Here is a 17602-nt window from a genome sequence, read left to right as displayed (position 1 = left end):
CTGGCTTGCGTGGATGCAGAGGACAGGCGAATGGAATTCCGTCAAATGAGGTGTTTTGCAACCCTGGCCGAGGAGTTGCATTTCGGGCGCGCTGCGGCGACGCTCTCCATGGCGCAGCCCGCCCTTAGCGTGCAGATACAAACGCTGGAAAAGGAGCTCGGCGTTCAGCTTCTCATCCGCTCTACGCGTCGTGTTCAACTGACAAAAGCCGGCGAAGTTTTTTACGAGCGGTGCATCAATGTTCTGCGGGAGATCGAAAACAGTTCCGCTATCGTCCGGGCCGTTGCGGGCAAGAATGTCGATCGGATCACCATCGGAACCATATATCCCGCGACCTTCGGTGTCTTGCCGCTTTTTCTGAACAAGCTCGGCAAGCGATTTCCCGATATTCAGATCCACGTGAGCAGTGGTTCCACCGATGCAATCATCCGCGACCTGGAGAAGGGCCGTATCAACCTTGGCTTCATCCGGCCGGTCGAAAACATCGGATCGCTCCGTTGGCAGAGCATCGCCAACGAACGATATCTTCTGGCGGTGCCACTTGGCAGCCGGCTTGAGACGGCGGAGACCGTCACAATGAGCGATCTGAAACGGGAACGGATCATCTCCTTTTCCCGCTCAAATCTATCTTACACGGAAAAGTACTTCTTCGAGCAGTTCAGAAAATTTGGCCTTCTCGATCAGGTTGCCTGTAGTTGCGACGACACGCTCTCGTTGGTTTCGCTGGTTGCGGCCGGGATGGGCGTAGGTTTCGTGCCGGAATGGACCAGAGATTTGCCCCACCAGTCGTTCCGCCTTCGGGAAGTGGAGGGGGTGGATTTCACGATCGGCATGGGGCTTGCGTGGAACAAAGAGGACCCGACCGCGAACCGTGAAGAGATCGTAGAAGTTGCCCGCACGCTGGCCGCGGCATCGAGATCGCTTAAAGCTGTGGGTGACGATACCGGAAGAAGCAACACCAAGCGCGGTCTTCCGGCCCATGGCGAATAGGTAGGTAAGTGGCAACGTAAGCCGTCAGAGGTTGGCGATGGGGGTCCTTGGCAGGAGCACAACTTGCCGGCGGCTCTCCAAAAGGTCCAGAATGTCGCTGGGCCGAGTATTGTTTGAGTAAGACGAGAGGGCAAAAAAGGAGGAGAAGGTGAAGGGCTGGTTTCAGAAGCTAACCGATGTTTCCACCGTGGCGCGCACCAAGGAGATGTTCAATGAAGCGCTCACCGAGCTCGCGCAAGAGCTCGGCTTCGAGTATTACGCCTACCTTAATCTTCAACCAATCGGAACATTCGCCGTTTCGAATTATCATCCTGAATGGCAGGATTGGTACTTCGCCAAAAGCTTCAACGAGATCGATCCCGTGATCCAGATTGCAAGGGCGACGATGAAGGCGTTCACCTGGTCTTCCGAAAATTCAAGGACTGTCAGATCGAGGCGCGTTCGGCAGTTTTATCTGGATGCCGCCGGTTTCGGTATTCGGTCGGGGATCACCATTCCAGTCGCGACTGCGTTCAGACGTATAGCAATGCTGACCATGGCCTCACACAAGCCTTCCCTCTCGCTGAAAGGTGATGTCGATCCGGTAGCGGCCGCCATGGCGGTCGCCCAGCTTCATGTGCGGATCGAGCAAACGAACATTGAGCCTACAGCAAAACCGAGCATCGCTTTGACCACTAGACAGGCGCTTATGCTTAAGTGGGCGTCCGAGGGCAAATCCATGAGAGCAATCGCCGACATCGAGAACATGACCTACTGGAACGTCAACTTCCACATGAATAATGCGCGCAGGAAGCTAAATGCCTACTCGCTTCCGCAGGCGACGGCTCTGGCGACGAAGCTAAAGCTGAGTTGAAGCCAAGCGCTTCGCCGCCAAACGTCTGAAGTCGAATTTCTAGGAGTACAGATGAAGCAGGCGGCGAACGAGCGCGCGGAGCATTTACGGGCGATTTCGCGTGAACGGCTTGAGGCGCTTGTGCTGGAACGTGCCGAGAGAGACGAGGGCTTTGCCCTTTGGCTCGATGCCAGGTTCGCGGCTTCGGTAGCTGACGAGGCAAGCGCGCTGCTCGATCCGGTGCCGTTTCGTCGTCGCGCCGAAGCGCTTTTCGCTTCGACCGGTTCGGGGCGGCATCGGCACAGTTGGGGCGAACGGTCTGCGGGTATCGATGAAGCGGCGCTCGAACAACTGATTGACGAGGCTGAACCCCTTCTTGCTACCGGGCGCGGCGCCCATGCATTAACGATCTTGAAGCCCGTTGCCTCGGGGCTGGCCGCATATTGGCCGGAAAACGCCGATTGGGATGAAACCCTGCACGAGTTCTTTCCCCGGCTTGATCAATTGATCGCTCAAGCCGCCCTCATGGATGGTGTCTCACAGGAGGCGCGCGATAACCTCGCCGATGAATTGGCCGACTGGCAGCGCGAACTCGCAGAATTCGGCGCCGACGATGCCTTTGCTACTGCCATTGCAGCTTGCATGCAGGGCTGGGACGAGCCAGGCCTTCAGGCGACGCTCGCAGGGCTTGGGCAGAGCTGGCCGCCTGGAGGAGGTAGCGATCCGCTCGATGCCGATCTGACGCGGGCCCGACTTGCCGCGCTCGAAGCCATGGGGCGTGGTGAGCATTTCCTCAACCTTTCCCGTGCGGCTGGGTTTCATTGCGACCATGCTGTGAAGCTGGCGCAGATGGGGCGTGTCGGTGAGGCGGTCGCGCTCGCCCATGTGCGCCTAACCTCCCATGGTGATCTCTTGCGGCTTGTCGAGGTCGTGGCTTCTGTCGGCCGGGTGGAAACCGCGTTCGACCTTGCTGCCTGGGGGCTGTCGCGAGACGGGCGCGACGAAGGCGAAGAAAACTGGCATCACAGAACAGGCAGGGCAATGCTGGCACGCTGGCTGCGCGAAAAGGCGCATGAGGTAGGCAATCGGGATATGATGTTCAAGGCAACGCAAGTAGCCTTCGAAGAAAGCCTTGCACGGGAAGATTTCCGCGTGGCCAAGAAACTCGTTGCTCCGCCGGATTGGCCGAAGTTGCGCGAATTGCTGCTTGCGGCGCTGACGGCGGCACCTTACGCCTATGAGCGGATCGAAATCCTGCTCGACGAGGACTTGGTCGCCGACGCCGTTGCTTGCATCGACCTGCAGGAAACGCGTTTCTTCAGTCCACGTGACCCTACGCTGGGTCGACTTGCTGAACGGGCATTGGCGGATCACCCCGATTGGGTGATTGTCCTTGCATACCGCATGGCCGACCCGATTATGTCTGAAGGAAGATCAAGCCGCTATGACACGGCCGCATTGTGGCTCGGGATTGCCGCCCGCGCGTATAAGGCTTGCGGGCGGTCCGGCCAGTGGCTTGCGTACCTTGATGGGCTTATCGAGCAGCACCGGCGCAAGCACAAGCTGCGACCGCTACTGGAAGAGCTGCGGCGCACGGCCAAGTGATTAAAGTACCTCTTGGGATATCGCGATGCAGGCATTCGCCTGACGGCCGCCGAAAAGCAGACCTGGATGGCCGAGTTGAATTTATCGGCCCCAAACCTACGCCTTCTGAAAGGTCACGATGCTGCGCGTGCTGGTTCAACGCCGCCGTCGCGTGATGCTGTTAGTGTCGTAAAAAAATCACTAAGTTCAAGGTTTTTGCTGCTCGGGACTTAACCTCAGGCGATCGAAAACGTCCGGGCAGAACTCAAACTGCCTCGCAGTTCCTCGTCCCATCGAATTCTTCACAATCGTTTCGGTCAATATCCCCCGCGCGATCAGAGGATCGATCGATTCCGCCACAGCATTGCGCGTCAAACCGGTAATTTGGCTTATATTCGAGAGCGTTAGCTTTTCATGGTTTTGATGCATCATATAGAGCACCGTCATCATTCCGACCTGCTTCAAACGCGATTGCGGCGTCTCTCCCTCAACCGGTTTGTCGAAAACTTCCTGCAGTGCGTAAGCCGAAAACAGCTGGCTCTGCCAATGGGCATTAAGTGCGCTTGTCATTTTTTATACTGTCAGATATATGATTGTAAAAAGCGTCGCGAAATTGCGCCGCTATTAGGATTGCGCACAATCGCGTTGGTGAAGGTGGTGGCCATGAACAAGTCTCTTACACGGGCATTTGTCACTGCAGCCAGTTTAGCGCCATTCTATCTTGTTTTCGAGAGTAAAGCGCAGGCGGGCGAATGGGGGTGCCAGGTTATCCTGTGCCTTTCCAATCCGAGCGGTCCGACGCAATACGCGGAATGCCGGGCGCCAATCCACAGGCTCTGGCGCGCGCTTGCAAGAGGGCGCTCCTTTCCCACTTGCGGCAGCGTTGGGTTTCAGGCCTCGCGTCCTCGATACGACCCCTATTATTGCAATGACGGTTATCGCCTGACAACGCGGTATGGAGACCATGGGCTCGAAGCGAGTTGTATCTCGGCCACGCAACAGACCGTCTCGAACGCTGAATGCTACTCCAACGATGATCGGATGAACTCATCGGCAGCGTGGCGGCGGAGAGACGGCCGTACACAGTGTCAGCGCTATGTGACGACTCGACCGAACATCCGCCCCCAACCCCATTACATCGACGTGATCATCGACGGGGTTGGCAAGCAACGAGTGTGGTACTGAGCATGCCTGTTGCTTTCCTCGATTTGGCGCAAACGTGCGCACCCACAATTGCAAGCGAGACGCTCGCCGCCATCGTCAGCCTTGAAAGCCGGTTCGAACCCTTCGCCATCCGGGTCAACAGCGGCGCGACACTCTCGGTGCAGCCCACAACCAAGGTGAAGGCGATCGCAATCGCCACGTCATTGGCAGCCGAGCGGCACGACATACAGCTCGGCCTCGGCGGCATCGGCATGGAAGAACTCCGCAAGCTCAATCTATCGATTTCAGATGCCTTCGACCCATGCCGCAACCTTCGGGCCACGGCCACCATTCTCGATGGGTACTACCGGCTGGCGGTGAAAGCGGGCGCTGACCCGAGCCGGGCCGAACAGGTGATGCTGCACTCCTACTACGGACGAAACGATCCATCTGTCGGCGCGATGGTCAGGTACGATGAGCAGGTCCGCCAGGAAGAAAGCCGGCTCGCCAGCACCATCACGACGCTCATGATCGAAGATGATGGACGGGAGAGGGAGCTCAACGAAGCGCCTCTTGTCGAGGCGATCGGCGATGCACGTAAGGACGAGGCCCTTGCCGATCAAACGGCGTCGGTGCCGTCCTGGGACGTTTTCAGATCGAGACGGAGGTCCTCCGTCCTCGTGTTTCAGAACAGTCATATGGAGGAGAGTGAATGACTTTCAGCGCCCGTATCCGCCCGATCGCCGCATCCGCCGTAATGGCAACGGCCATCCTGGCATCCATGGTCGAACCTGCCTTCGCGCAGGCGGCCGGCATCGAAACCGTGCTGCAGAACATCGTCGATATGCTGACGGGCAACATCGCCAAGCTTCTGGCCGTCATCGCGATCATCGTGATCTGCATAGCCTGGATGTTCGGCTACATGGATCTGAGACGGGCAGGGTTCTGGATCATCGGCATTGGCGGCATCTTCGGCGCTACCGAACTCGTGAACACCATCGTCGGAAGCTGACGCCATGGCGAGTTCGCGGCTTGAGGAAGACACGCTGTTCATCGCTTGCACCCGGCCGGCGATGATCGCGGGCGTGACGATGGAAGCCATGGGTATGAACATCATGCTGACGACCATTCTTTACATCGTCGCCGGCTCGATCGCCTACTTGGCTGTTGGCGTCGTCTTTCACCTCATTTTCCGCGCGCTCGTCAAACACGACCACAACATGTTCCGCATCTTGCTGGTTTGGGTGGAGACGCGTGGCCGGTCGCGCAACAGCGCCTTTTGGGGCGGAGCGACGCTTAGTCCCCTGAAGCTCGCCCGGAAATACGATGAAAGGGACCTCGGATTTGCCTAGCCTGACCACACTCAGATCTCGCGAACTCGGTCCGGAGACCTTCATCCCCTATGTCCGCCATGTCGACGTGTCGACGATCGCGCTCGGTTCCCGGGCGCTGATGGTAATGATCGCGCTCGAAGGCGTCTCTTTCGAGACCGCGGATGTTCTCGACCTGAATGCTCTGCATCGGGACCTCAACACGCTCTATCGGAACATCGCCGACGAGCGGCTTGCCTTGTGGACTCATCTCATCCGCCGTCGCGACAACAGCTATCCGGAAGGCACGTTCACCACACCTTTCTCGGCGGCGCTCAATGATAAGTATCGCGCGCGCATGGTTGGGGAGGACCTGTTTCGCAACGACCTCTATCTGACGATCCTGTGGTCTCCGGCCCGCGATCCGTCCGACAAGGCGGCAAGGCTGCTGGCGCGCTTGCGTCGGGCACGTCAGGCCGGGGCCGAACTAGACGAGGAAGCCCTCAAGCAGCTCCGCGACAAGGTCATCGATGTCACAGCGGCGTTGAAACGCTTCGAACCGCGCGTGCTGTGCCTCTACGAACGTGACGGCCTGTTGTTCTCGGAGCCGAGCGAAGTGCTGCATCAGTTCGTCGGCGGCCGTCGGGAGCCGATCCCGCTGACGGAGGGGCGTATCGCCTCGGCGATCTACTCGGATCGTGTCATTGTCGGCCGCGAGACAGTCGAGATCCGGCACGAGGCCGAAAGCCGCTTTGCCGGCATGCTGAGTTTTAAGGAATATCCGGCCAGAACTCGGACCGGCATGCTCGACGGTGTGCTCACTAGTCCCTTCGAACTGATCCTGACGCAATCCTTCTCCTTCGTCTCGAAAGCGGACGCCCGCGTGATCATGGGCCGCAAGCAAAACCAGATGGTCAGCAGTGGGGACAAGGCGGCCTCGCAGATCGAGGAACTTGATGGGGCGATGGACGATCTGGAGTCCAATCGGTTCGTGCTAGGCGAGCACCACCTGACGCTTTCCGTCTTTGCACCATCGGTGAAGGAACTGACCGACAATCTCGCCAAGGCGCGCGCCAGCCTGACCAGTGGAGCCGCCGTCGTCGCGCGCGAGGATCTCGGCCTCGAGGCGGCCTGGTGGGCACAACTACCAGGGAACTTCCGCTATCGCGCCCGGTCCGGCGCGATTACGTCGCGCAACTTCGCGGCGCTCGCACCATTCCACTCCTACCCGATCGGTCGGAAGCACGGCAATGAATGGGGACCTGCCGTCGCTCTTCTCAAGACGGCGTCGGGGTCACCGTACTACTTCAATTTCCATTATGGCGATCTCGGCAACACTTTCGTGTGCGGACCGTCCGGTGCCGGCAAGACCGTGCTTTTGAACTTCATGCTGTCGCAGCTCGAGAAACATGACCCGCATGTTGTGTTTTTCGATAAGGACAGGGGATCTGATCTCTACGTGCGCGCCGCCGGCGGCACCTATCTGCCGCTGAAGAATGGTGCCCCGACCGGGTGCGCTCCCCTGAAGGCACTGGAACCGACGCCGGACAACAAGGTGTTTCTGACGCGCTGGGTCGGCAGGCTTGTCGGCTCGGCGACACGGGAACTGACTGTGACCGAGCTCCGCGACATCGCCTCCGCGATCGACGGCCTTGCCGACTTGCCGGTGGGGCGCCGGACGATCGGCGCGCTCAGGACCTTCCTCAACAACGCCGATCCCGAAGGCATTGCCGCGCGACTGCGGCGATGGGAGAGAGGTGGCCCGCTCGGTTGGGTGTTCGATAACATTATTGAGGACATCGGCTTCGACGGCAAATTCGTCGGCTATGACATGACCGATTTCCTCGACAACGAGGAAATCCGCACGCCGCTGATGGCCTACCTCTTTCATCGCGTCGAGCAACTGATCGATGGCAGGCGCATCATCATCGTTATTGATGAGTTCTGGAAGGCGCTCCAGGACGAAGGATTTCGCGATCTCGCACAGAACAAGCTCAAGACGATCCGCAAGCAGAACGGGCTTATGCTCTTTGCTACGCAGAGCCCGCGCGATGCGATCGTATCGCCGATCGCTCATACGATCATCGAGCAATGCCCGACGCAGATCTTCCTACCGAATTCCCGCAGTAACTACGCCGACTATGTCGACGGCTTCAAGCTCACCGAGCGGGAGTATGAACTCATTGCACGCGAGCTCTCCGTCGAGAGCCGCCGATTCATATTGAAGCAAGGACACAATAGCGTTGTCGCCGAACTGAACCTCAGCGGTTTTGACGACGAACTTGCCATCCTCTCCGGCCGCACCGCGAATGTCGAACTCGCCGATGCCATCCGCACAGAAGTCGGCGACCGGCTCGCGGATTGGCTTCCGATTTTTCAGCAAAGAAGGAGATTGAGCTAATGGCTTCTAATCGAATTCACGGCGCGGCAATAGCCGCGGCGCTCATTCTCTGCGCCGGCACGGCAGCCGGGCAGGGAATCCCGGTGATCGACCGAACCGCGATCGCCAAGCACCTCGAGAGTATCGCCCAACTGAAAGCTCAGCTTGATGCGCTCAACCAGCAGATAGAGCAGGCGCAGCAGCTTTACGGCTCGCTCAACAAGATCACCGACATGGCGGATGTTGCCGGCGTCTTGAACGATCCTGCCGTTCGCAAGGCGCTGCCTGAGGACTTTAACGTCATCGAGGGACTGTTCAAGGGAAGCGCAACGGGCGTGTTCGGCGATACGGCCACAAAATTCCTTGAGGGTAATTCGACCTATCGGACCAGCGCAGAGGACTTCTACGCGCAGGAGCTTTCCCGCATTCAGAACAAGAATGCCGGGCAGTTGAGCCTAGCGCAGCATATCTACGATGCCGCGGCCAAGCGCGTCGATGGCATTGACCAACTGCGCGAGAAGATTTCGACAGCGGCTGACGCCAAGGACATAGCCGACCTTCAGGCGCGACTTCAGGCAGAAACAGCTTTCCTCCAGGCCGATGTACTGCGCATGGAGGCCCTCCGAATGGTCCAGCAGGCACAGGCACAGGTCGACGAGCAGCGCGAGGTGGAGGACTGGCGCCGACGCATGGATGCAATGAAGGCTGCACTGCAATGAAGGGCCATATCGTTCTTCTCGCTGTCCTATTGGTCAGCTGCTCCGAGCAAGCCGAACGGACCTACACTGTCGACGAACTCATCGCCGACGAGGCTCTGCTGGCCGAAATCATGGCGGCGTGTGGCACCAACCCCGGTGAATTAGGAAATACACCGAATTGTCAAAACGCAGCGGCTGCAGATTTCAAGGCTAGCTTTCGACGCATGCGAAAAGCGCTTGGAGGCTGAGGCATGTATCAGGTCTTCGCCTTCGTCGACGAGCAGTTCAAGGCTCCGCTGGAGACCTTTATCTCCGACGGAACCTCGAACGTCTCCGAGTGGATCTCGGGTCCCCTGACGGCAGCGGTCACGCTCTACGTCGTGCTTTACGGCTATCTCGTGCTCCGCGGCTCGGTCCAGGAACCCATCCTCGACTTCGCATTTCGGACGATCAAGCTAGCCATCATCGCGACGCTGGTGAGGGACGCCGACGAATACCAGACCTACGTCACAGACGTCTTCTTCGACGTGTTGCCGCGTGAGTTATCGCAGGCACTGAACACCGGCGCGGCGCCGAGCGCTACAACGTTCGACAGTCTGCTCGACAAGGGACAGGATACAGCCGTCGATATCTGGTCCCGTGCTACTTGGTCGTCGAGTATTGTGATGGGTATCGGTGGCGCAATGGTGATCGGCGCGAGCTTCACGGTAGCGGCGATCGGCTACGTTGTATCGCTTTATGCCCGGCTGGCGCTTGCCATCGTGCTCGCCATCGGTCCGATCTTCGTGGCCCTGGCGATGTTTCAGGCGACGCGGCGCTTCACCGAGGCGTGGCTGGGACAACTTGCAAACTTCGTGATCCTCCAGGTGCTCGTCGTCGCCGTCGGCTCACTGCTGATCACCTGCATCGATACGACCTTCACGGCAATTCAAGGATATTCCGACGTGCTGATGCGTCCAACCGCGCTCTGCGCCATCTGCCTCGCTGCCCTCTATGTCTTCTATCAGCTTCCGAACATTGCTTCGGCGCTTGCCGCCGGCGGCGCGTCGTTGACCTACGGCTACGGCGCTGCACGCGACGCCCACGAAAGCACGCTCGCCTGGGCGGCGTCCCATACCGCCCGTGCGGCCGGACGCGGTGTCCGGGCCATTGGTCGAACCTTCAGCTCGAAAGGCTCGGGCTCGTGACGCTTTTCGCACGAACAAGAAAAAAGGGCTCTTCAGGAATGATCAGAACATTTCCGCTGCTCTGCATGGCGGCTGCCTTAAGCGGCTGCGCAAAGCTGACGTATCCGCTCCCAAATTGCGATGGCTATTCGCGCCGCCCCCTCAATCGCTCGATGTGGCAGTGGGAAGACAATAGCAACGTCAAACAGAAACAGTCCTATGCGGGACCGGCGACCTCTCAGTCCGTCGCCACCGCGTATGTCGAAGAGGGTAGGGAATCTTTCGCCTTTGCCCAGTTCGACGTCGACGCCTCCTATCGTCCAGGCGGGGGCTGACGCGATGGTCTCCGGCGACGAACTCAAGACATACTTTGACAAGGCGCGGCGCTTCGACCAGGAACGCATGATCCAGGTCGAGCGCTCTTCACGCGTTGCCTGGTCCATTGCCGTCGCGGCAAGCATTCTCGCCGGCGCTTCGATCCTTGCCGTTGCCGGCCTCACGCCGTTGAAGTCGGTCGAGCCGTTTGTCGTGCGTGTCGACAATTCGACAGGCATCGTTGATGTCGTCTCGGCGCTGACGTCGACGGCCGGCACCTATGACGAGGCCGTGACGAAATACTTCGCCGCGAAATACGTCCGCGCTCGCGAAAGCTACGTCTGGAGCGAGGCAGAGGACAACTTCCGCACAGTCGCTCTTCTTTCGACGCAGCCGGAGCAGGCTCGGTTCTCGGCCCTCTATCGCGGCAGCAATCCGGCGTCGCCGCAGAACACCTATGGGCGCGGCGCCACCGCACGCATCAGCATCGCATCGATCTCGCTGATCAATTCGCATGTCGTCTCCGTCCGCTACATGCGCACCATCACCCGCGGGGAAGAAGTCCGGACAACCCATTGGGTTGCGACGCTGACGTTCTCCTATGCAAACGCGCCGATGTCGTCGACGGATCGGCTGGTGAATCCTCTCGGTTTTGCCGTCAGCGAATACCGAGCCGATCCGGAGGCCATCAACTGATGCGGCCTATTTTCATTGCTACTCTCCTCCTTACGACGTCCGCCAGCACGGCATCTGCACTCGATATTCCGCGCGGCGCGGCGCAGGACAGTCGTGTCCGCTTTGTCGATTACCAGCCCTACAACATCACTCGCATCATAGGCTCCTTGCGTTCTTCGGTGCAGGTGGAGTTCGCGGCCGACGAGGAGATCGCCCATGTTGCGCTGGGCAACAGTGTAGCTTGGGAGGTGGCGCCGGCAGGAAACATCCTGTTTCTCAAACCGCGGGAAAATCAGCCGGTCACCAATCTCTCTGTCGTCTCCACTCGGCGCGACGGCTCGACCCGAAGCTACCAAATGGAACTGATGGTGCGGGACGGAAAAGTGGAGGTGGGTCATAACACCTACTTCTACGTCAAGTACCGCTACCCGGCCGATGAAGCGCAGCGGCGCCGCCAAGCTGCGGCGGCGCGAGAGATCGCTGCTCAGTCGAAGGAGGCCGACAATGCCCTGGCCATTCATGAGGGCTATGGTGCTCGGAATTGGCGTTATTCGGCGCAGGGCTCCCAGGCGCTGGAGCCGCACTCGGTCTACGACAATGGCAAGGTTACGACATTTGCCTTCGTCGGCAATCAGGAAATACCCGCGATCTACATCGAGAACTCAGACGGTAGTGAAAGCCTGGTGCCGAAATCCGTAGACGGCAATCTTGTCCTGGCCCACGCGATTGGCCGGAAGTTCATCCTGCGGAGGGGACGGGACGTGCTCTGCGTCTTCAACGAGGCCTATGACCGCGTCGGTATCAATCCGGACACCAACACGACCTCGCCGTCGGTCGAGCGGGTCGTTCGGACTGAAGCCGGCGCGGCGCAATAGGAGACAGTCATGCTTGAGGAAGATGAAAACCGGATACCGGGGGAGCGCGGCGAAACGGTTCCCGGGGGGAGGATCGACAGCAATCCTTTCTTGAAGCGCGGCGCGGTTGCGCTGGCTGTTGTTACCTTTGTCGCTTTCGCCCTGTGGTCGATGAGCGGCGAGCACACTCCGACGGACAGAACCAGACCCGAGCGGGTTGTCATCCGGCAAACGGCGAATTTCGAGCCCGTCAAGGAGAAGATGGAGCCGGTCCAAGCCGTGCCGGAAGTGAAGCTGCCGACCCCGCGCGCGGCAGAGGAGGTGCAGGCCGAAGATCCCCTGCTCGACTCGGCGCGCCGGGCGCCGGTCATGGCCTTCAGCGGTGGACAGAAGAACTCAACGTCGCACCATGAGACCGCGGATCCGGCGGTGCCCGCGGACAGCCATTTCGTGCCGCTTGATGGAAGCATGATGGGTCAGAACTCGGCCAACGCCGACGAGCAGCGGTTCAACGGGCTGCTACGGCCGACCAGGCTTGAGGGCTCGCGCGCCGGCACGCTCGGCAATCGGAACTTCGTAGTTGCAATGGGATCGTCAATTCCGTGCGTATTGGAAACTGCCATGGCATCCGATCAACCCGGCTTCACCAGCTGCGTAATCAACCGAGATGTTCTATCGGACAATGGCCGGGTTGTCCTGATGGAGAAAGGTACGCAAGTTGTTGGCGAATATCGGGGCGGCCTCCAGCGAGGACAGAAGCGCCTATTCGTGCTCTGGAACCGCGCGAAGACCCCGAACGGCGTCATCGTCACCTTGGCTTCGCCGGCAACGGATGTGCTCGGCCGGGCGGGCGTGAATGGCTATGTCGACACTCACTGGTGGGAGCGGTTCGGGAGTGCGCTTCTCCTGTCCATCGTCGGCGATGCCACGAGCTACGCCAACAGTCGCCTGCGTAACAGCGACGTCGACGCTGAGACCACCACAAACGCAGGCCAGCAGGCGGCAGCCATCGCCGTCGAGCAATCGATCAACATTCCGCCAACGCTCAATAAGAACCAAGGCGAGCTCGTCTCGATCTTCGTCGCGCGTGATCTCGATTTTTCCGGTGTTTACGGATTGCGCGTGATCGGGCCGAAAAACAAAATCCTTGACCGCGCGTTGCTGGGAGATGTCCGCCCGCGGTCGGCGCGCGTGACGAAGTAGGGTGCGGGCGATGACCGAAGGTCCTGATGCGACGGTCGTTCGTGAACTGCTGTCTCCGTTCATGCCGTACCTTGACGACCCCTCGCTCTACGAAGTGATCGTCAATAGGCCAGGCCAGGTGCTGACAGAAGGCTCTGGTGGATGGCGGACCCATAATCTGCCGGAGCTATCCTTTGAAAAGCTGATGCGCCTTGCCAGGGCCGTGGCTAGTCTTTCCCATCAATCCATCGATGAAACGCGGCCGATCCTGTCGGCAACACTGCCGGGGAATGAGCGAATCCAGATCGTCATCCCGCCTGCGACCACTCGGAACACGGTCAGCATCACCATCCGAAAGCCCTCGTCGGCCGCATTAAGTCTTGGCGACCTTGAGAAGGGTGGCTTGTTCACTGACATGGCGCCCGGCAGTCACATGGCCGGTGCGACGGACCGGAAACTCATCGATCTGCATCAGACGGGCGCGTGGGCCGAGTTCCTTCGCCAGGCGGTGCTGGCCCGGAAGAATATCGTCATCTCAGGAGCGACGGGGTCGGGGAAGACAACGCTCTCCAAGGCACTCATTCGTCATATTCCGGATGATGAGCGGGTCATCTCTATCGAAGACACGCCGGAACTCGTGATTCATCAGCCGAACCACGCGCGGTTATTCTATTCCAAGGGAGGTCAGGGGCTCGCCAAAGTCGGCGTGAAGGAGCTCCTGGAATCCTGTCTGCGCATGCGGCCCGATCGAATCCTATTGCAGGAACTGCGCGATGGGACGGCTTTCTACTTCATCCGCAACGTGAACTCTGGGCATCCCGGCTCAATCACAACGGTGCACGCTGACTCCGCGAAACTGGCGTTTGAACAGTTGACCCTTCTGGTAAAGGAATCGGAGGGCGGACAATACCTGCAGCGCACCGACATTCGCGAACTCTTGAAAATCGCCATTGACGTCATCGTACAATGCAAGCGCATCGATGGGCAGTTTCGCGTAACGGAAGTCTATTTCAGGGCCCATTGACGAATAGATGTTTAGGAACGGTGCTGGAGCGACGACCTATTTCGTTAGTTCGTCGTGTCGCACATTGCCACACCACACGCTGCGCGGGATAAACATCGAATGCTGGCCAGTGATTTAAGGAACGTGCTTGAGGAGCTCTATAACGCGGGCGCCTATCGGGTGCCGGGAGATGAAATCTACTGGCCACCGGAACTGCACCCGGCGGTCTTTCGCGCCCTGAACATGCAATACATCACGCGAAGAGAGGTAGATGACGGTCGCGTTGAATTCTCGCTGACACAAGCTGGCTACCAGGCGATCAATGCCGAGGTGCCTTGGTCCGTCATCCTGCGGCGGCGACTGCGACATTTTTTCCGCTTCGACAAAGGTCGCTAAGTATTCGCCTCCCTGCTGAAATCCGGAACGTTGATCGGGATCAAAGGAATAGGCCTCTCCACGCACTAAGCTTCCTCTGGAGCTTGGAAGAGGAGGATCCCATGTTTCGCAATATTCTTATAGCCACCGACGGCTCGCCCTTAGCAACAATCGCTGTCGATGCAGGCATAACCTTTGCAAAGGACGGCGGCGCACGAGTGAACATCCTTGCCGTTACCGAACCATTCCACCTCTATTCGGTCGATCCCGAGCAGTTGTCGAGCACGCGCACCGAATACGAGGCGCTGGCCAGCAAACATGCCGCGGAAATGCTCGCGGCTTTAGCGCGCAAGGCTGCGGCGGAAGGCGTGGAGTGCCAGACGGAGCAGGTCCGCAGCCACGAGGTCTACCGCGCGATCTGCGACCAGGCGATATACAAAGATGCCGATCTCATCATCATGGCGTCCCATGGTCGCAGTGGAGTCGGAAGCCTGATGCTCGGCAACGTAGCTGCCAAGGTGCTGGCTCACTCCACGATACCGGTATTGATCTATCGCGCGAAGAAGTGAGGCGACGTCGCGCGACGCCTCGTTGATGTCCTACATACGCCGCCAACGCGTTGACGGCGTTCGACGAACCCCGACGAGGAGGGACGCGCTTTTCCATAATGGCAACGGCCCGGTGGTCTCTCGACCCCGAGCCGTTCTTCATCATCCTTGGAAGGATAAGGCGCCCTCGTGGGCGCTGGAATTTGTTAGCCGCGGCGCGTGTCGGGGAAGTTCGCCGGATCAATGCCCAGCGTGTGCAGGTCGCTTGCCTTCGGGCGGCGGTGACCTTCGACAGCGGCGGCGGCAGCGCTAGCAGCGCCGAGAACTGCGAATGCACGACCGATGAAACCCTTGTGATAGGTTGTGGTAGTCATCTTCTTGCTCGCTTTCGTTTTCTCTTCGATGAAATAAAGATGAGGTCTGGTCGGTCTTTTTGCAATGCACAATGAAGCACCCCAGCCATGCAACGAAAGCACGCTGCTTCAACTTGGGACGAGTGGGCGTCGGACCGTCTGCCCTCTTGAGCCGGGTCTATGAAGTGCCGGGGGCTGAAGATGCCGGCTGCCGGAAAATAAAACGGCTCGGTGGTCTCTCGACCCCGAGCCGTTATATCCTTGGGAGGATAAGGCGCCCCTCGGGGCGCTGGAATATGTTAGCCGCGGCGCGTGTCCGGGAAGTTCGCCGGATCGATGCCCAGCGTACGCAGGTCGCTTGCCTTCGGGCGGCGGTGACCTTCGACAGCGGCGGCGGCAGCGCTAGCAGCGCCGAGAACTGCGAATGCACGACCGATGAAACCCTTGTGGTAAGTTGTGGTAGCCATCTTCTTGCTCGCTTTCGTTTTCTCTTTGATGAGCAAAAGATGGGGTTTGGTCGGTCTTATTGCAATGCACAATCGGACAGGCCAGCCATGCAAAGGAAGCAGGCCCGGTCGGTTTTCAAACCGGCCGGGCCTTCGGATAGGCCTTGGGAGGAGGCGCTATGTCGATCGGGTCCGAAAGGGTTTCCGGACCCGATTGTTATTGGGGCTTAGTCTTCGTTGGCGGCGAGCTGCGAAAGGACTTCGCCGCGGCCACGGGCCCGAAGGATGAGCGGTACGATCAGCGCTGCAGCTGCGATGATCAGGAGGCCTGCGGCAATCGGCGAGGTGAACAGGACCGAGTAGTCCCCCTGGCTGATCGCGAGCGCGCGGCGCAGCTGCTGTTCGGCGAGCGGGCCCAGGATCAGGCCGACGACGACAGGCGCGATCGGATATCCGAAGATGCGCATCGCGTAACCGAGCAGGCCGAAGGCGAGCAACATGCCGAGCTCGTAGACCGACGGGTTGGCCCCGATCGTGCCGAGCGTGGCAAACAGCAGGATGCCGGCATAGAGCCAAGGCTTCGGAACTGTCAGCAGCTTCACCCAAAGACCGATGAGCGGCAGGTTCAGAACCAGCAACATGAAGTTGGCGATCAGAAGGCTGGCGATCAGGCCCCAGACGAGCTGCGGATTGGTCGCAAACAGCAGCGGTCCGGGCTGGAGGCCATACTGCTGGAAGCCGGCAAGCATGATCGCCGCGGTTGCCGTGGTCGGCAGGCCAAGCGTCAGGAGCGGCACGAGCGTGCCAGCGGCCGAGGCGTTGTTGGCCGCTTCCGGACCGGCGACGCCTTCGATCGCGCCATTGCCGAATTCTTCCGGATGCTTCGTCAGACGCTTTTCGGTGGCGTAGGACAGGAAGGTGCCGATCTCAGCGCCGCCAGCCGGCATGGCGCCGATCGGGAAGCCGATGAGGGTACCGCGCAGCCACGCCTTCCAGGAGCGTGCCCAGTCGGCCGCATTCATCCATACAGAGCCACGGACGGCCTCGACCTTGTCGGGCCCCTTGTCGCCCTGTGCAGCGATGTAGAGCGTCTCGCCGATGGCGAACATGGCAACGGCGAGCGTCGTGACTTCGATGCCGTCAAGCAATTCGGGAACGCCAAAGGAAAGACGTGCCTGGCCGGTCAGTTGGTCGATGCCGATGACTGAAAGCGCCAGGCCGACAAACAGCGATGTCAGACCGCGAAGGGTGCTGTCGCCGAAGGCGGAGGAAACGGTGACAAAGGCGAGAACCATCAGCGCGAAATATTCGCGCGGACCGAAAACCAGGGCCAGCTTGACGATGTAAGGCGCGATGAAGGCAAGAGCAAGCGTGGCGATCAGGCCGGCGACGAAGGAGCCGATCGCGGCCGTTGCCAGTGCGGGCCCGCCGCGACCCGCCCTCGCCATCTTGTTGCCTTCGAGCGCAGTCACGATCGAGGCGCTTTCACCGGGCGTGTTGAGCAGGATCGACGTGGTCGAGCCGCCATACATGCCGCCGTAATAGATGCCGGCAAACATGATCAGCGAGCCGCCGGGATCGAGACGGTAGGTGACCGGCAGCAGGAGCGCCACGGTCAGTGCCGGGCCGATGCCGGGCAGGACGCCGACCGCCGTGCCGAGCGTTACGCCGATCAGCGCGTAGAGCAGGTTCATTGGCTGCGCAGCAACCAGCAATCCCTGCATCAGGAATTCAAAAGTAGCCATGGT

General features: G+C 59.7%; 22 protein-coding genes. 18 read left to right on the top strand and 4 right to left on the bottom strand.

The window, feature by feature from the left end:
* The first annotated feature begins 30 nt into the window (after nucleotides 1–30).
* From IB279_RS20465 to IB279_RS20455, 3 genes are all read left to right on the top strand, one after another.
* Nucleotides 31–990, top strand: a complete 960-nt coding sequence (locus tag IB279_RS20465; RefSeq protein WP_082584582.1) for a LysR family transcriptional regulator — start codon at nucleotides 31–33, stop codon at nucleotides 988–990.
* Between the two features lie 148 nt (nucleotides 991–1138).
* Nucleotides 1139–1843 (top strand): autoinducer binding domain-containing protein, encoded by a 705-nt coding sequence (locus IB279_RS20460; protein WP_309142304.1) that lies wholly within the window; start codon nucleotides 1139–1141, stop codon nucleotides 1841–1843.
* Nucleotides 1844–1894: 51 nt separating this feature from the next.
* On the top strand, nucleotides 1895–3427 hold the full coding sequence (locus tag IB279_RS20455) for a hypothetical protein (protein WP_192339706.1): 1533 nt from the start codon (nucleotides 1895–1897) through the stop codon (nucleotides 3425–3427).
* A 186-nt stretch (nucleotides 3428–3613) separates the two neighbouring features.
* Here IB279_RS20455 and IB279_RS20450 read toward each other — a convergent pair whose 3' ends face one another.
* Nucleotides 3614–3976: a MarR family transcriptional regulator gene (locus IB279_RS20450; protein ID WP_060582382.1), complete on the bottom strand. Its 363-nt coding sequence runs from the start codon at nucleotides 3974–3976 to the stop codon at nucleotides 3614–3616.
* Between the two features lie 93 nt (nucleotides 3977–4069).
* Between IB279_RS20450 and IB279_RS37285 the strand changes: the two genes are divergently transcribed.
* The 15 genes from IB279_RS37285 (at nucleotide 4070) to IB279_RS20385 (ending at nucleotide 15076) form a co-directional block, all read left to right on the top strand.
* Nucleotides 4070–4591 carry a hypothetical protein gene (locus IB279_RS37285; protein WP_090300486.1) on the top strand — a complete coding sequence of 174 codons (522 nt, stop codon included), beginning with the start codon at nucleotides 4070–4072 and terminating at the stop codon, nucleotides 4589–4591.
* A 2-nt stretch (nucleotides 4592–4593) separates the two neighbouring features.
* On the top strand, nucleotides 4594–5265 hold the full coding sequence (locus tag IB279_RS20445; protein WP_060582383.1) for a lytic transglycosylase domain-containing protein: 672 nt from the start codon (nucleotides 4594–4596) through the stop codon (nucleotides 5263–5265).
* A complete protein-coding gene (locus tag IB279_RS20440) occupies nucleotides 5262–5561 on the top strand; it encodes a TrbC/VirB2 family protein (RefSeq protein ID WP_060582384.1) in 300 nt (99 codons plus the stop codon). Before IB279_RS20445 ends, IB279_RS20440 begins: the two co-directional genes overlap by 4 nt.
* Before the next feature lie 4 nt (nucleotides 5562–5565).
* Complete coding sequence (locus IB279_RS20435) at nucleotides 5566–5901, top strand: type IV secretion system protein VirB3 (protein WP_060582385.1); 336 nt, start codon at nucleotides 5566–5568, stop codon at nucleotides 5899–5901.
* Nucleotides 5876–8260, top strand: coding sequence for a VirB4 family type IV secretion/conjugal transfer ATPase (locus tag IB279_RS20430; protein WP_176960395.1), 2385 nt, complete (start codon nucleotides 5876–5878; stop codon nucleotides 8258–8260). The genes IB279_RS20435 and IB279_RS20430 overlap by 26 nt, the downstream gene beginning before the upstream one ends.
* Nucleotides 8260–8958 carry a P-type DNA transfer protein VirB5 gene (virB5, locus tag IB279_RS20425; RefSeq protein WP_192339765.1) on the top strand — a complete coding sequence of 233 codons (699 nt, stop codon included), beginning with the start codon at nucleotides 8260–8262 and terminating at the stop codon, nucleotides 8956–8958. Before IB279_RS20430 ends, virB5 begins: the two co-directional genes overlap by 1 nt.
* Complete coding sequence (locus IB279_RS20420; RefSeq protein ID WP_060582387.1) at nucleotides 8955–9185, top strand: EexN family lipoprotein; 231 nt, start codon at nucleotides 8955–8957, stop codon at nucleotides 9183–9185. The genes virB5 and IB279_RS20420 overlap by 4 nt, the downstream gene beginning before the upstream one ends.
* A gap of 3 nt (nucleotides 9186–9188) precedes the next feature.
* On the top strand, nucleotides 9189–10124 hold the full coding sequence (locus IB279_RS20415) for a type IV secretion system protein (protein ID WP_090300428.1): 936 nt from the start codon (nucleotides 9189–9191) through the stop codon (nucleotides 10122–10124).
* Between the two features lie 38 nt (nucleotides 10125–10162).
* Complete coding sequence (locus IB279_RS37280; protein WP_090300426.1) at nucleotides 10163–10438, top strand: hypothetical protein; 276 nt, start codon at nucleotides 10163–10165, stop codon at nucleotides 10436–10438.
* Nucleotides 10439–10442: 4 nt separating this feature from the next.
* Nucleotides 10443–11114, top strand: a complete 672-nt coding sequence (locus tag IB279_RS20410) for a virB8 family protein (RefSeq protein ID WP_060582390.1) — start codon at nucleotides 10443–10445, stop codon at nucleotides 11112–11114.
* Nucleotides 11114–11968: a P-type conjugative transfer protein VirB9 gene (virB9, locus tag IB279_RS20405; RefSeq protein ID WP_090300424.1), complete on the top strand. Its 855-nt coding sequence runs from the start codon at nucleotides 11114–11116 to the stop codon at nucleotides 11966–11968. The genes IB279_RS20410 and virB9 overlap by 1 nt, the downstream gene beginning before the upstream one ends.
* A gap of 9 nt (nucleotides 11969–11977) precedes the next feature.
* Nucleotides 11978–13150, top strand: coding sequence for a type IV secretion system protein VirB10 (gene virB10 / locus IB279_RS20400; protein ID WP_090300422.1), 1173 nt, complete (start codon nucleotides 11978–11980; stop codon nucleotides 13148–13150).
* Between the two features lie 10 nt (nucleotides 13151–13160).
* Entirely contained in the window at nucleotides 13161–14153 is a 993-nt protein-coding gene (gene virB11, locus IB279_RS20395) for a P-type DNA transfer ATPase VirB11 (RefSeq protein ID WP_060582405.1), read from the top strand.
* Nucleotides 14154–14252: 99 nt separating this feature from the next.
* Entirely contained in the window at nucleotides 14253–14528 is a 276-nt protein-coding gene (locus IB279_RS20390) for a hypothetical protein (RefSeq protein WP_060643727.1), read from the top strand.
* Nucleotides 14529–14629: 101 nt separating this feature from the next.
* Nucleotides 14630–15076 carry a universal stress protein gene (locus IB279_RS20385; protein WP_192339704.1) on the top strand — a complete coding sequence of 149 codons (447 nt, stop codon included), beginning with the start codon at nucleotides 14630–14632 and terminating at the stop codon, nucleotides 15074–15076.
* Between the two features lie 185 nt (nucleotides 15077–15261).
* On the opposite strand, the gene IB279_RS20380 is transcribed toward IB279_RS20385, so the two are convergent.
* The 3 genes from IB279_RS20380 to IB279_RS20370 form a co-directional block, all read right to left on the bottom strand.
* Nucleotides 15262–15429 (bottom strand): hypothetical protein, encoded by a 168-nt coding sequence (locus IB279_RS20380; RefSeq protein WP_089045876.1) that lies wholly within the window; start codon nucleotides 15427–15429, stop codon nucleotides 15262–15264.
* Between the two features lie 278 nt (nucleotides 15430–15707).
* Entirely contained in the window at nucleotides 15708–15875 is a 168-nt protein-coding gene (locus IB279_RS20375) for a hypothetical protein (protein ID WP_089045897.1), read from the bottom strand.
* Between the two features lie 206 nt (nucleotides 15876–16081).
* A complete protein-coding gene (locus IB279_RS20370) occupies nucleotides 16082–17599 on the bottom strand; it encodes a tripartite tricarboxylate transporter permease (RefSeq protein WP_060583819.1) in 1518 nt (505 codons plus the stop codon).
* Nucleotides 17600–17602 lie beyond the last annotated feature (3 nt).

Source organism: Ensifer sp. ENS06, from assembly GCF_014852205.1.
In the GTDB taxonomy this organism is placed as follows: Bacteria; Pseudomonadota; Alphaproteobacteria; order Rhizobiales; family Rhizobiaceae; genus Ensifer; species Ensifer adhaerens.
The sequence above is the reverse complement of the archived record's forward strand: the minus strand, read 5'-3'. Positions and strand labels throughout refer to the sequence as shown.